We start from the raw sequence: 14,266 nt of genomic DNA on the forward strand, positions 1-14,266 counted from the left end.
GATACCTCCCTCAGGATGTCGTTGTGCGCCGGGCCGGGCCTGGCTCGGCCTCATTCGGCACGGCGCGCGGGTGGCCGCCGGCGCCTTCCAGCGCGCGGGCCGATCGGTGCAGCCAGCTGCGCAGCGCGGCCGGCCCGGGCACGGTGACGCTGGCCACGGTCTCGCGCTGGCCCACCAGCACGCCCAGCCCGCCGAGCTTGCGCACGGCGGCAAAGCCCGGCTCGTCGGTCAGGTCGTCGCCGGCAAAAAGTGGCATGCGCTCGGCGAACGGCGCGGATTTCATGAATGCGGCAATGGCGTCGCCCTTGTCGACGCCGGCCGGCTTGATCTCGACCACCATCTTGCCGGGCAGCGCTTCCAGTCCGACGGCATGGCGCAGCACCTCGGTGACCGCGGCATCGACCACGCCGGCAAGTTCAGGCGCCTGGCGGTAGTGGATGGCGACGGCGACGGACTTGCGCTCCAGCCGCAGCGCGGGATAGGCGCGCACCAGCGCTTCCAGGTGGGGGATCAGCAGTTCCAGGCCGGGGGCGGCGGAAGTCTTGGACACCATGCCGCCGTCGGTGCGGAATTCAGCACCATGCACGCCGGCCGCCGGCAGCCGCAGCGGCTGCAGGAAGTGGTCGAGTTCAGAGATCGGCCGCCCGGAGATGACGGCCAGCGCGCCGTCCAGACGCTGGAACAGCGTGTGCAGCGTGCCGACCAGTTCGGGTTCGACCTGCACCAGTTCCGGGCGCGGGGCCAGGTCGGCCAGGGTGCCGTCGAAGTCGAGAAACAGGGCGGTATTGGATTCGATTAGCGGTAGTTGTGGCATCGCGTTACACCGTAACACGTCGTTTTGACCGGCGTCCACCGGACGCCGTCCTACATGGCGCGCACGCAACCTGGCCTCGACGCAAGTCCAGGGCCAAGCGTCTGCGGCCCCCGCTGCGCCCTGGCTCGCCTTGCCCGCATGAGTGCATCGTCATCCACACGAAGAGTGACCTCCGCGCGGCCCGGGCCGCCCGTCGCGGGCGGCGGGAGCGTCGCCCGGGCCGGGTGGAAGTCGCCGCCATCCTTTATCATTGACGGTTTCCGCCAGAATTTCCGCCTTTTTTTGCGCCGCCCCACGGCCCGCCCCGAGACCATGACCCGCACGTCCGCCGCCCGACCCGATTACCTGAAGAAGATCCTGACCGCCAAGGTCTACGACGTGGCGCAGGAGACCGAACTGACCTACGCGCACCAATTGTCGGCGCGCACCGGCAATTCGGTCTGGTTCAAGCGCGAGGACACCCAGCCGGTCTTCTCCTTCAAGCTGCGCGGCGCATACAACAAGATGGCCTCGCTGACGCCGGAAGAGCTCAGGCGCGGCGTGATCGCCGCCTCGGCCGGCAACCACGCGCAGGGCGTGGCGCTGTCCGCGGCGCGCCTGCAGTGCAAGGCCATCATCGCCATGCCGGTCACCACGCCGCAGGTGAAGATCGACGCCGTGCGCGAACGCGGCGGCCAGTGGGTGGAAATCGTGCTGCACGGCGAGTCCTACAGCGACGCCTACAACCACGCCGCGGAGCTGGAGAAGAAGCACAAGCTGACCTTCATCCATCCGTTCGACGATCCCGAGGTCATCGCCGGCCAGGGCACCATCGCCATGGAGATCCTGCGCCAGCACCCGGGCCCGATCCATGCCGTGTTCGTCGCCATCGGCGGCGGCGGGCTGATCTCTGGCATCGCCTCGTACATCAAGGCGGTGCGCCCCGAGATCAAGGTGATCGGCGTGCAGACGGTGGACTCTGACGCGATGAAGCGCTCGGTCGACGCCGGCAAGCGCGTCGAGCTGAAGGAAGTGGGGCTGTTCTCGGACGGCACTGCGGTCAAGCTGGTCGGCAAGGAGACCTTCCGCATCACGCGCGAGCTGGTCGACGACATCATCCTGGTGGATACCGACGCCATCTGCGCGGGCCTGAAGGACGTGTTCCAGGACACCCGCAGCATCCTGGAGCCGGCCGGCGCGCTGGCCGTGGCAGGCCTGAAGGCCTATGCCGAGCGCGAGAAGCTCAAGGGCCAGCACCTGGTGGCGATCGCCTGCGGCGCCAACATGAACTTCGACCGCCTGCGCTTTGTCGCCGAGCGCGCCGAGGTGGGCGAGGCGCGCGAAGCCGTGTTCGCCGTGACCATCCCGGAAGAGCGCGGCAGTTTCAAGCGCTTCTGCGAGCTGGTGGGCACGCGCAGCGTGACCGAGTTCAACTACCGCATCGCGGATACCAGCATGGCGCATATCTTCGTTGGCGTGCAGATCGCCAGCCGCGCCGAGAATGACAAGATCGCGGCCAGCTTCCGCAAGCACGGCTTCGACACGCTGGACCTGTCCAACGACGAGCTGGCCAAGCAGCATATCCGCTACATGGTGGGCGGGCGCTCGGCGCTGGCGCATGACGAGCTGCTGTACCGCTTCGAGTTCCCCGAGCGGCCGGGCGCGCTGATGCGGTTCCTGTCCAGCATGAGCCCGAACTGGAATATCAGCCTGTTCCACTACCGCAACCAGGGCGCGGATACCTCCAACATCCTCGTCGGCATCCAGGTGCCGAAGAACGAGAAGCGCGCCTTCCGCGCCTTCCTTTCGACGCTGGGTTACGTACACTGGGACGAGACCGACAACCCGGTGTACAAGCTGTTCCTGTCCTGACACCTGCTGAGCGCCCCATGAGCCTCCCTGAACATTCGCCGCTGGGCAAGCCCTCGGCCTACAAGACCGAATACGACGCCTCGCTGCTGTTCCCGATCCCGCGCCAGCCCAAGCGCACCGAGATCGGCCTGCCCGAAGGCAAGCCGGTGCCATTCTTCGGCGTCGATATCTGGAATGCGTACGAGCTGTCGTGGCTGAACCTGAAGGGCAAGCCGCAGGTGGCGCTGGCCAGCTTCATCATCCCGTCGGACACGCCCAATATCATCGAGTCCAAGTCGTTCAAGCTGTACCTGAACTCGTTCAACCAGACCAGGATTGCTTCACCCGAGGCGCTGCAGCAGCTGCTGCACCACGACCTGTCCGAAGCCACCGGCGGCACCGTGCAGGTGCGGCTGGTGACTGAAGCGGACCTGGGCAAGCAGAAGATGGGCGAGCTCGATGGCCTGCTGCTGGACCGGCTCGACATCGAGGTGGACCGCTATGAGCCCGCGCCCGAGCTGCTCTCTGCCGACCAGCAAGAATCGCCGGTGGAGGAAACGCTGGTGTCGCATTTGCTGAAGTCCAACTGCCTGGTCACCGGCCAGCCGGACTGGGGCAGCGTGCAGATCCGCTACGTGGGTGCGCCGATCAACCAGGAAGGGTTGCTCAAGTACCTGATCTCGTTCCGCAACCACAACGAGTTCCACGAGCAGTGCGTGGAGCGGATCTTCATGGACGTGATGCGCGAGTGCAAGCCGGTCAAGCTGGCGGTGTATGCGCGCTACACGCGCCGCGGCGGGCTCGATATCAACCCGTTCCGCACCAACTTCAATACGGCGTGGCCGGATAACAAGCGCAACGCGCGGCAATGAGGCAGGCGGGGAGGATCAGAACTCCCCGTGCAGGCGCACCCCGTAGAACTTCGCCGGCCCGCGGTCGCGGTTGTAGCCGGGGTTGCGCACGTACTGGAAGTCCGGGCTGATGCTCAGGTACTTCACCGGCTGGAAGCTGTAGTAGATCTCCAGGATCTGCTCGGGCCCGTAGTGCAGCGCACCGTCGCCCAGGAACGCGCCCTGCCCGCCCGCGGCCAGGTAGTTGCGGTGGTTTGGGCCCAGCATGTTGATCGCCACCGCCACGCCCAGCGCATCGCGCGCACGTCCCCACGCATCGCCATTCAGCACGCCGCCGGCCGACACCTGGCGGCCGATTTCCGTGAAGGCGTAGGTCTCGGTCTTGTCGTCGGACAGGCTGGCGCGCGCGAACATCCCCAGTGAATCGGTGACCTGCTGCAGCAGTGTCACGCCCACGCCGCTCTTGGCGTGCTCGCGGCGCACGTCGGCGACGTCCGGGGTGGTGTTGTTGGCCATGCCGAAGCCGATGGCATCGCTGAACGCGCCCATGCGCGCCTTGTTGCGGAACCACAGCAGCCGCGCGGTGCCGGGCCGGCCAGCCAGCTGGTAGCGCTTCTCCACTTCGATGATGTCGCCGTAGTGCTCGAACATGCGGGTGTCGAGCCGCAGCCCGTTGGATTCCAGCGGCTGCAGGAAGCGCCCGATGCGCGCCGACCAGCCGTCGCCGATGTATTCCAGCGACAGGCCCCAGCTATAGCCGCGCGCATCGGCCGGATAGTCGAAGGCGCCATGCGTCATGAACGACCAGTTCATGAATTGCGTGCGCGGGTCCGAGCCGAACTCGTTCTGGTCGAAGACATCCAGCACGCTGAAGTTGCCCGCTGTCAGCACCACGCGCTGCTGATCGACGGTGCGCCCAAACTGGTTGAAATCCGCTTCCAGCGCTTCGCCGCCGCCGCCCAGGCCCCAGGTCTGCCGCACGAACGCGCGCGCCCGGTAGAACACCGGGTTGGTGCTGGCGGCCTTGCCCAGTTCTCCGTTGGACAAGCCGCCCAGGCCGTGCAGGCCGGAAAACGGCACGCCTTGCGTGGCTTCCGGATTGAAGTGGAACTCCGCGCCCGGCCACAGCTTCAGTCCCAGATCCAGCGTCGCACTGAACGAGTAGCTCTTGGCCCGTTCGGTACCCAGGCTGTTGGGGCCGGAGTAGGCCGCGCCGAATGCTGGCTTGCGCTGCCAGATGTAGGTGCTCTGGCCGTGAAAGGCAAACGGGCTCTCCGCTTCAGCCGGGCCTTGCACCGGCTCCGCTTGCTGCGCCATCGCTGGCAGGCACGCACAACAGGCCAGCGCTGCCAGCACACGACGAAAACGGATACGAACGGGAGCGCTGGCAAGTGGCGGAAACGGCATCGGCAGAGGCGATCGGCAAGGGATGTGCCGGAGGCGGCGCGCTCCGGCGCCCGCAGCATAGCCAAGCACCCATGACATGTCTACCTGCCAAAGGGTGTGCCGGAAGGCCGACGTTGTAACCGCCCTTGAATTAATTAACGCAAAAATTAATATTCACTGGAGACCGCTTGCATCCGTTTGCCCATGCCGCGCCCACCCGCCAAACCGAAACCCTCCGCCCGCCGCAGCCCCGGTCGCCCTGCGGCCGGCCAGCCCGGCCAGCGCGAACGCATCCTCGATGCGGCCACCGAGCTGTTCTCGCGCCAGGGCGTGGCCGGCACCCCGGTCAAGGCGATTGCCACCCAGGCCGGCGTGACGCCGGCGCTGGTCCATTACTACTTCAGCGACCGCGAATTGCTGCTGGACGCCGTGGTCGAGGAAAAGCTGCAGCCGCTGGTGGCCGGCGTCTTCGCTGCCGCCGGCGATGCCGAGCCGATGGCCATGCTGATCGGCATAGCCGGCCAGCTGATCCGCACCGCGGCCGCCACGCCCTGGTTCCCCGGGCTGTGGATCCGCGAAGTCGCCAGCGCCGAAGGCGCCCTGCGCGAGCGCGTGCTGGACCGCTTCGCGCTGCAGCGCGCCGGTGCACTGAGCGCGCCGCTGGCGGCCGCGATCGCGCGCGGGCAACTCAATAGCGGCCTGGAGCCGGCACTGGTGATGCCGTCGCTGATCGGCCTGACGCTGCTGCCGCTGGCCACCACCCATATCTGGCGCCGGCTGCCCGGCGGCGAAGCGGTCGATACCGACACCCTGGTGCGCCACGTATCCGCGCTGCTGACGCACGGGCTGGCACCGGCGCCCGATGCCGGCAAGTCCAGGCTTTCTCCGGAGTCATCATGAAGCACGCCCACCCCACCCGCCCGCAACTGCCGGCAGCGGCGCTTGCCACGCTGGCGGCGGTGCTGCTGCTCGCCGCTTGCAGCCGTGAACGCGCCGACACCTGGCAAGGCTATGTCGAAGGCGAATTCGTCAGCGTGGCCTCGCCGTTCGCCGGGCGCCTCGACACGCTGTCGGTGCAGCGCGGCCAGCAGGTCGGCCAGGGCGCCGCGCTGTTTGCACTCGAATCCGACGACGAGCGCGCCGCGCGCCAGCAGGCCGAAGACCAGCTGCGCGCAGCCGAGGCACAGCTGCAAGACATGAAGACCGGCAAGCGCCCGGTCGAAGTCGAGGTCAGCCGCGCCCAGCTGGCGCAGGCACAGGCCCAGGCGCAGCGCAGTGCCGCGGCCTTGCGGCGCGACCAGCGCCAGTATGAGATCGGCGGCATCGCGCAGGCGCAGCTGGACGAATCGCGCGCACAGGCCAGCAGCGACGCCGCCCGCGTGCGCGAACTGCAGCGCGATATCGACGTGGCCCGGCTGCCGGGCCGGGATGCGCAGCAAGCCGCGCAGGCCGCGCAGGTGGCGGCCGCGCGCGCGGCGCTGGCGCAGGCCGAGTGGAAGCTGTCGCGCAAGACCGTGGCCACGACCCAGGCGGGGCTGGTCTACGACACGCCCTACCGCCTCGGCGAGTGGGTGCCGGCGGGCAGCCCCGTGGTGCGCATGCTGCCGCCGGGCAACGTCAAGGTGCGCTTCTATGTGCCGGAGACGGTGGTGGGCGCGCTGCGCAACGGCCAGGCGGTGCAGGTGCGCTGCGACGGCTGCGCCGCGCCGGTGGCGGCCACCATCAGCTACGTCGCCAACGAGGCCGAATACACGCCGCCGGTGATCTACAGCAACGAGACGCGGCGCAAGCTGGTGTTCCTGGTCGAAGCGCGCCCGGCGGCGGCCGATGCGCCCAAGCTGCGGCCGGGCCAGCCCGTCGAGGTGGTGCGGCAATGAACACCAGAGCGAACGGCGGCGCGGCCGCACTCGCCATCGACGTGCGCGGCCTGAACAAGCACTTCGGCGACAAGCACGTGGTCAACGACCTCAGCATGCAGGTCGCGCGCGGCGAGATCTTCGGCTTCCTCGGCCCCAACGGCAGCGGCAAGACCACCTCGATCCGCATGATGTGCGGGCTGCTGACACCCGATTCCGGCGCGGGCACCTGCCTGGGCTACGACATCCGCAGCGAGTCCGACGAGATCAAGCGCCGCGTCGGCTACATGACGCAGAAGTTCTCTTACTGGGACGACCTGTCGATCCGCGAGAACCTGGACTTCGTGGCGCGCGTTTACGGCATGCCGAACCGGCGCGAGGCGGTCGACCGCGCGCTGGAAGACCTGGGCCTGGCCACGCGCTCGGCGCAGCTGGCCGGCGCGCTGTCTGGCGGCTGGAAGCAGCGGCTGGCGCTGGCGGCGTGCCTGCTGCACGAGCCCGAGCTGCTGCTGCTCGACGAACCCACCGCGGGCGTGGACCCCAAGGCTCGGCGCGACTTCTGGGAGCAGCTGCACCAGCTGGCCGCGCGCGGCATCTCGGTGCTGGTCAGCACGCACTACATGGACGAGGCCGAGCGCTGTCACAAGCTGGCCTATATCGCCTACGGCAAGCTGCTGGCGCAGGGCACCGCCGATGAAGTGGTGGCCAGCCAGAAGCTGTCGACCTGGAGCGTGGAAGGCGACGACCTCGCCGCGCTGTCCGAGCAGCTGCAGGGTGCGCCGGGCGTGGAGCAGACCGTGGCCTTCGGCACCGCGCTGCATGTGACCGGGCGCGATGCGCAGGCGCTGGCCGATACGCTTGCGCGGCTGGCCGGACCCGGCCGGCGCGTCGAGCAGACCCAGACCAGCCTGGAAGACGTGTTCATCCACATGATGAGCGGGGCCGAAGACAATATGGCAGCCCGCAAGGCCAGGGAGGCGTCATGACAGCCGCCGCCCGCAACCCGGCCGCGCAACAGCGCTTCTCGTTGCAACGCTGGTGGAGCATCGTGCTCAAGGAATTCCTGCAGCTGCGGCGCGACCGCGTCACCTTCGGCATGATCATCGGGCTGCCGATCATGCAGCTGCTGCTGTTCGGCTTTGCCATCAACACCGATCCGCGCCACCTGCCGACCGCGGTGATTGCCGCCGACCAGAGCGAATTCACGCGTTCCTTCATCGCCAGCATGGAGCAATCGACGTATTTCAAGCTGGTCGGCACGCTGCCGGACGAACAGGCCGGGCGCGAGGCGCTGATGAAGGGCGAGGTGCAGTTCGTGCTGACCATCCCGCCCGACTTCACGCGCCGTCTGCTGCGCGGCGAACGGCCCGCGCTGCTGGTCGAGGCCGATGCCACCGATCCCTCCGCCACCGGCCAGGCCATCGCCGCGCTACCGCAGCTGCCCTACCGCGTGGCCACGCATGACCTGAAGGGATCGCTGGCGCCGCTGGCCGGCGGCAAGCCGCCCTTCGACGTGCAGGTGCAGCGGCTCTACAACCCGGAAGGCATCACGCAATACAACATCATTCCCGGCCTGATGGGCGTGATCCTGACGATGACCATGGTGATGATGACCGGCCTGGCCATGACGCGCGAACGCGAGCGCGGCACCATGGAGAACCTGCTGGCCACGCCGGTGCGGCCGCTCGAGGTGATGACCGGCAAGATCGTGCCCTATATCTTCATCGGCCTGATCCAGGCGACCATCGTGCTGCTGGCCGCGCGCTGGATCTTCAGCGTGCCGTTCGTCGGCTCGGTGCTGGCGGTGTACCTGGCGGCGCTGCTGTTTATCGCGGCCAACCTGACGGTGGGCATCACGCTGTCGTCGCTGGCGCAGAACCAGCTGCAGGCGATGCAGCTGACGTTCTTCTACTTCCTGCCCAACATCCTGCTGTCCGGCTTCATGTTCCCGTTCGCCGGCATGCCGGGCTGGGCGCAGGCCATCGGCAACATCCTGCCGATGACGTATTTCCACCGCATGGTGCGCGGCATCCTGCTCAAGGGCAACGGCTGGGTCGAGCTATGGCCCAATGTGTGGCCGATGGCGCTGTTCATCGTGGTGGTGATGGCAATTGCGGTGCGCTTCTACCGCCGCACGCTGGACTGAAGGGGTTGGCCATGCAACGACTCACGCCTCTGTTTGCCGCCGCGGCACTGTTGTGCGGCTGCGCCGTCGGCCCCGACTTCCGCGCGCCCGCGCCGCCCGATGACGCCGGCTACGTGCCGGGACCGCAGCCGGTGGCAACCGTCGCGGCCGACAGCGCCGACGCCGCCGGGCAATCCCACGCGCAAACCCTGGCCGCCGGCGCTGACGTGCCCGCGCAGTGGTGGACGCTGTTCCGCAGCCCGGCGCTGGACGCCACCATCCGCAGCGCGCTGGATGCCAGCCCGACGCTGGCGCAGGCGCGCGCCCGGCTGCGCGAGGCGCAGGAGAACCTGGCCGCGCGCACCGGCGCGACGCGCTGGCCCGCCGTCGACGCAAAACTGAACACCACGCGCCAGCAGGTCGACTTCCAGTCCCTGGGCATCACCGCGATCCCCAGCCCGGGCCCGTTCACGCTTTACGGCGCCACGGTGCAGGTGTCGTACGTGCTCGACCTGTTCGGCGGCCAGCGGCGCGAACTGGAAGGACTGCAGGCAGCGGTGGACTACCAGCGCTATGAACTGGAAGCCGCGCGCCTGGCGCTGGCCGCCAACGTGGCCACCGCGGCCATCCGCGAAGCCGGCCTGCGCGCGCAACTGGCCGATACCGCCGCCGTGGCGGCGGCCCAGCAGCGCCAGCTTGGCATCACCGAGGAACGCCTGCGCTCGGGCGGCGTCGCGCGCGTCGACGTGCAGCGCCAGCGCGCGGAGCTTGCGAAAGCCCAGGCCCTGGTGCCGGCCCTGCAGCGCCAGCTCGATGCCACGCGGCACCAGCTCGCGGTGTACACGGGCCAGACCCCGGCCTCGGCCACGCTGCCCGAATTCCGCCTCGACGACCTGCACCTGCCAGACACGCTGCCGGTCAGCCTGCCGGCCACGCTGGCACGCCGCCGTCCCGATATCCGCGCGGCCGAGGCCCTGCTGCACCAGGCCTCGGCCAATATCGGCGTGGCCACCGCCAACCTCTATCCGCAGATCACGCTGAGCGCCAGCGGCGGCACGCAGGCCACCGCGGCGCGCGACCTGTTCAGCAGCCTGAACGTATGGAGCCTGGCCGCGGGGCTGGTGCAGCCTGTATTCCGCGGCGGCGAGCTGCAGGCACGCAAACGCGCGGCGGAGGCGGCTTATGAGCAGTCGCTGGCCGCGTATCGCCAAGCCGTGCTGCAGGGCCTGCAGAACGTGGCCGATTCGCTGCGCGCACTCGAAACCGATGCCGCCGCGCTGCGCGAACGCGCCGACAGCGCGCGGCAGGCGCGCGATACGCTGGCGGTGGTGTCGGAGCAGTACCGGCTCGGCGGCGTCAGCCAGCTGACGGTGCTGGATGCCGAACGGCAGTCGCGCCAGGCGTCGCTGGAACTGGCGCAGGCGCGCGCCGACCGGCTGGCGGATTCGGCCGCGCTGCTGCAGGCGTTGGGGGGTGGGTGGTGGGAGGAGGAAGGCGGCGCTGTGGCGGCAGCACCGCGGTGATGGCGGCTGGCTAGGTCTTGTCGCTCTGCGTGTGCCAGTAGGTGCGCTTGCGCTTGCCGGTGCTGGCGGGCTTCACCTCCTGGCCGCCCAGCGATGACTTGTCGTCGCCGCCCGAGGCACCAGCCTTGCCGCCCCCGATCAGCACCGGGACCAGCCGGGTCGATCCGTCGGTCTGCGTGACCGACACCATGCCGAACACCGGCGACGGCGGCAGCCCGCCGTTGTCGAACCTGACAAACCGCGGCCCGTTGTTCATGCCAAGCCCGCTCAGGAATGACACCGCGTAGCCCCGCGCAACGCCCAGGTCGGGGTAGCAGGCTCCGGGCTCGACCTTGGAAGGCGTGTTGGTGCCGAAGTACGTGTAGCCCGCCACGGTCAGCGGCGCATTGACCGCCTTCTCGCCGAATTCCAGCGACAAGTAGAAGCCGCTAGCCACCGCCGAATCGCGGTAGGCCACGTTGGTCGCATCGACAAGATCGGCCGCCTTGACCGCCGTCCAGGTCGAAGGCAGCCTCCCATCGACGTTCGGGTCTTTGACCATGAAGAAGCGGTTCTGCACGTTCTGCGCCGCGCCAGGGGTCTGGCTCAGCGAGTACAGCGGCTTTTCGCGGTCGCCCGAGGCGATCATCACCGCGTCGTACTTGCCGGTCGCGACGACATCGGGCGGATAGAGAAACTTGCGCGCCTCGTTGGTGTCCACTGCGCCGCCCAATTGCGCGAGCTTGCCGACCGTCCACGTCGACGGAGTATCCGTATCCGTCGATCCGAAGTCGATACGCCAGACATTGCCGCCGACGTCGCCGACATAAGCCTTTTCGGCATAGCCATCACCATTGCGGTCCACCACGGCAACGTCGGAAGGAATCGCGCGGCTGTTGATGGTGACGCAGGTGCCCGTGCTGATGCCAGCGCAATTGGCCAGGGCTGCCCAGACCACGTCGCCCGTCCCGGCGTCGAGCACGATCACGCCGCGGCCTTGCTTGTTCGTCGCCGTGGCGATGCCATTGAGCGCTGGGTCGGTATCCTCGCCATCGGGGTCGTAGCCCGCACCCATGATCAGCACAGGCGTCGGGTAGCCGCGCACGCGCATCACCCGCGGCTGCGACCAGGTCTGCCCCAGTTCAGGGATGTCGGCGTTGGTCTTGCTCCAAAGGTACTCCGGCTTTGCCGGATCCTTGACGTCCAATGCATAAATCAGGCGACCGCCGCGCCGTGCTGTCAGGTAGATCTTTACCTGGGGCGTGGCCGGGGTGCTCAGGTCCTGGTAGACCGTCGTGGTGCCGTCGAAGAAATAGTCGCGTGGAACAAACTGGACCTCGGCGGTGTCCTGGGGGCTGCCCGTCAGCCGCACCTCGGGAGCGTTGCTATAGATCCGCGCCAGCTTGCCGTAGAACTCGGGAGCGATGAAGCCCCACAGTTCACCGCCCGCGCGCACCGTGCCCGCGGTGGTGGAAATGGCTGCAGTGCGGTTACCGTTGACGGCATGGAACACACCGTCATTGGCACCGTAGAAAACCACTACGCCAGTGGTGCCGCCGTAGTCGACCACCACCGGGCGCGAATGCAGCACGTCGCCGTGGATCGAGCCGCGCACCGTGACGTTGCCGCCGGGGCCGGGCTCCGCCTCTTTCTTGGGGTCGGTGCCGGTCAGCGTGGCGAAGACGTCCTTGCCGCGCACCCAGCTGATCATATTGGCCACATCCGCGGCAGTGGTCTTCAGCAGCGACGGACCGTTGCCCTCGGTGAGGGCCTTGTTGGCGGTATCGAAATTCGCCAGCGCGGTCCCCTTGCTGCATTTCGCGTCGGCGCAGGTCAGCAGCCGGCGCCCGGCCTGACTGGTCAGGTAGTCTGCGCGCAGCATTTCTCCTGCGCCGCCCTTCTCGACGACCTCGCCGTCGGGTGAATCCTTGGCATTGCGCAGCAGCGACGAGGCATTCTTCCAGAACCCGTCCGAGGGCCAGTCCGTCACGATACTGGAGCTGCCCACCGCCTTCGGCGGATCCTCGGTCCAGTAGCTGCGGGCATTGGGCGATATAAACCCGGTCCCCGCGTTGCTAACCGCATTCTTCGGGGGCTGGTCGATCGCGCCTTGCACCCCGGCGTCGAGCATCACCAGATTGCCGTTGCTGTCATAGCCCAGCTTGTACTGTTTGAGGTTGCCCACCCAGCGCGGACGGGCCTTACCGTCCGGGCGGAACATGCCGATATAGACCTGGTTCAGGTACGAACCCTGCCCGTTCACGCTGACCGGCAGGCTGACCGAGGCAAATACGTTGTTGACCGCCTGCATCTCGTTGAAGATGTCCTTCAGCGCCTTCGAAAGCGCGTCGTCATCTCCGGCCCGGACTGTAAAGTTGCCGCCCCCGCCCTTCTGGGCCATGCTGGTGACGAACTGCAGGTAGTCCTGGCTTTGCTGGCTGCCGTCAGTGACGCCGATGGTGTAGGTAATGATGTTCTGGCGCGTCGCCGTGGTCGAGCCCGCGTTGTTGGCGGCGTTCAGGTCCAGGTCGTTCAGGAAGCGCGCCCACTCATCGCCCCAGTTGTCGATGTTGTTGCCCCTGGGCAGCGGGATCGGAGTGAGCTGCGCGGTGGTGGCGCCCGCCTCCTTGAGCTTGTTGTAGGCATCCTGGCCGGAGTCCTGCGGCTTGCCGTTGTTGAGCGCGTTGGCAATGTAGATGATGAAGTTCTTCTGGCACGGGTTGGTGATCGGCGACTTGTATGTGGTGCCGGACAATCCCGTCTTGCCGGAGAAGAAGGCCCATGCCTCCTGCATGGCGCCGCCGACCTGCGAGTTGTTGGCACTGTCCTTGGTACGGTCGATGGTCTTGATGTAGTCGAGCATGTCCTGTCCGCCCGCACCTTTCTCCATCAGCACCAGCCCGGACGGCGCGGTGGGCGGCGTCACCTTCGGGAAGCGGAACTGGCCACCCGTATTGGTGCCCTGCCCGAACATCATCACGCCAAGGTTGATCTTGCCGTTCGTCTTGTCATCATTGATCAGGTCCGACACCGCCTTGTACAGTGCGCACTGCTCTGCGCCGACGTTGTTGTTATCGTTGTTGGCGCTCACCACGTTCTGCGTTTCGCAATCGACCTGGGCATTGGCATTCCACGCCGATGCGTTGTCGAGTATCAGCAGCACGTTGGGACGCGACCCGGAGTTGGCCTGCAGGCCGGTGAACAGGTCGATGTCTTCGGCTATCGCCGCGGGCGCGGCAGCCAGCCCGAGCAGGGCTGTGGCACAGGCAGCGGAAGCGCGAAGCCGGCGAGCGGGCATGGACATGCTGGTTCTTCCTTTCAAGATCCGGATCTGGCCCGAGACTTCAGGGGCAAGTGGAGCCATACAGCGTGCGCACCGCAACGCCCTGGTGCACCGTCGCGACGGCGCCGGTTGTATTGACGTCATTGACGGTGGCTGCTACATCCCACTGCGTATCGTTGCAAAGCGAACTGATCGCACTGACACCGCTTGCGCCCATGACCAGGTTGCCATTGCCGGTGCTGCTGCCCAGCGTGCATTCGGCATCCTCCGGGTGCTTTTCCGGATCGATCACCTTGGCCACTGGCTTGCTGGTCACGCAGGTCGGTGCCGCCACCTGCGCGATGTAATCCGCCTTGCCGTCACCCGTCACGTCCACCGGCACATCCACCGCAACCGGCGCCTTGGTGAAGTCGTCGCTGATCACCTGCTCGATCGCCTGCTGCGCCACGTCGCGTGCTTCGGCGCTGTGCTGCTGGTTGCCCGCCACCTTGACGTTGACCAGCCCCGAATTGACCATGGCCACGGCGACCAGCAGGAACAGCACCATGAACACCAGCGTCACCACCAGCGTGACCCCGGATTGCCTGCGGCGCAGCGGCCTGCCCGTTGACTTCATCAT

The 14,266-nt window shown here is 67.6% G+C and carries 11 protein-coding genes; 7 read left to right on the forward strand and 4 right to left on the reverse strand.

The genetic code is table 11. The features are described 5' to 3' along the window. Nucleotides 1-10: 10 nt before the first annotated feature. On the reverse strand, nucleotides 11-814 hold the full coding sequence (otsB, locus tag C265_RS25990) for a trehalose-phosphatase (RefSeq protein WP_010814428.1): 804 nt from the start codon (nucleotides 812-814) through the stop codon (nucleotides 11-13). Nucleotides 815-1,126: 312 nt separating this feature from the next. Between otsB and ilvA the strand changes: the two genes are divergently transcribed. Both ilvA and queF read left to right on the forward strand, forming a co-directional pair. Continuing rightward, nucleotides 1,127-2,665 carry a threonine ammonia-lyase, biosynthetic gene (gene ilvA, locus C265_RS25995; protein WP_010814427.1) on the forward strand — a complete coding sequence of 513 codons (1,539 nt, stop codon included), beginning with the start codon at nucleotides 1,127-1,129 and terminating at the stop codon, nucleotides 2,663-2,665. Nucleotides 2,666-2,682: 17 nt separating this feature from the next. Continuing rightward, nucleotides 2,683-3,516, forward strand: a complete 834-nt coding sequence (queF, locus tag C265_RS26000; protein WP_010814426.1) for an NADPH-dependent 7-cyano-7-deazaguanine reductase QueF — start codon at nucleotides 2,683-2,685, stop codon at nucleotides 3,514-3,516. 15 nt (nucleotides 3,517-3,531) lie between these two features. Here queF and C265_RS26005 read toward each other — a convergent pair whose 3' ends face one another. Continuing rightward, nucleotides 3,532-4,902, reverse strand: coding sequence for a carbohydrate porin (locus tag C265_RS26005; RefSeq protein WP_099045629.1), 1,371 nt, complete (start codon nucleotides 4,900-4,902; stop codon nucleotides 3,532-3,534). Nucleotides 4,903-5,085: 183 nt separating this feature from the next. Here C265_RS26005 and C265_RS26010 point away from each other — a divergent pair, with 183 nt between their 5' ends. Genes C265_RS26010 through C265_RS26030 form a run of 5 tightly spaced genes read left to right on the forward strand, consistent with a single transcriptional unit; the run spans nucleotide 5,086 to nucleotide 10,385 of the window. After that, nucleotides 5,086-5,781: a TetR/AcrR family transcriptional regulator gene (locus C265_RS26010; RefSeq protein WP_010814424.1), complete on the forward strand. Its 696-nt coding sequence runs from the start codon at nucleotides 5,086-5,088 to the stop codon at nucleotides 5,779-5,781. Beyond that, nucleotides 5,778-6,758 carry an HlyD family secretion protein gene (locus C265_RS26015; RefSeq protein WP_010814423.1) on the forward strand — a complete coding sequence of 327 codons (981 nt, stop codon included), beginning with the start codon at nucleotides 5,778-5,780 and terminating at the stop codon, nucleotides 6,756-6,758. Before C265_RS26010 ends, C265_RS26015 begins: the two co-directional genes overlap by 4 nt. Next, on the forward strand, nucleotides 6,755-7,723 hold the full coding sequence (locus C265_RS26020) for an ABC transporter ATP-binding protein (RefSeq protein WP_010814422.1): 969 nt from the start codon (nucleotides 6,755-6,757) through the stop codon (nucleotides 7,721-7,723). The genes C265_RS26015 and C265_RS26020 overlap by 4 nt, the downstream gene beginning before the upstream one ends. Continuing rightward, nucleotides 7,720-8,883, forward strand: coding sequence for an ABC transporter permease (locus C265_RS26025; protein WP_010814421.1), 1,164 nt, complete (start codon nucleotides 7,720-7,722; stop codon nucleotides 8,881-8,883). The genes C265_RS26020 and C265_RS26025 overlap by 4 nt, the downstream gene beginning before the upstream one ends. An 11-nt stretch (nucleotides 8,884-8,894) precedes the next feature. Then, nucleotides 8,895-10,385 carry an efflux transporter outer membrane subunit gene (locus C265_RS26030; protein ID WP_010814420.1) on the forward strand — a complete coding sequence of 497 codons (1,491 nt, stop codon included), beginning with the start codon at nucleotides 8,895-8,897 and terminating at the stop codon, nucleotides 10,383-10,385. A gap of 10 nt (nucleotides 10,386-10,395) precedes the next feature. On the opposite strand, the gene C265_RS26035 is transcribed toward C265_RS26030, so the two are convergent. Continuing rightward, nucleotides 10,396-13,668, reverse strand: a complete 3,273-nt coding sequence (locus C265_RS26035; protein ID WP_010814419.1) for a pilus assembly protein — start codon at nucleotides 13,666-13,668, stop codon at nucleotides 10,396-10,398. Nucleotides 13,669-13,708: 40 nt separating this feature from the next. After that, a complete protein-coding gene (locus tag C265_RS26040) occupies nucleotides 13,709-14,266 on the reverse strand; it encodes a pilus assembly PilX N-terminal domain-containing protein (protein WP_010814418.1) in 558 nt (185 codons plus the stop codon).

It is taken from the genome of Cupriavidus sp. GA3-3 (assembly GCF_000389805.1).
Classification (GTDB): domain Bacteria; phylum Pseudomonadota; class Gammaproteobacteria; order Burkholderiales; family Burkholderiaceae; genus Cupriavidus; species Cupriavidus necator_D.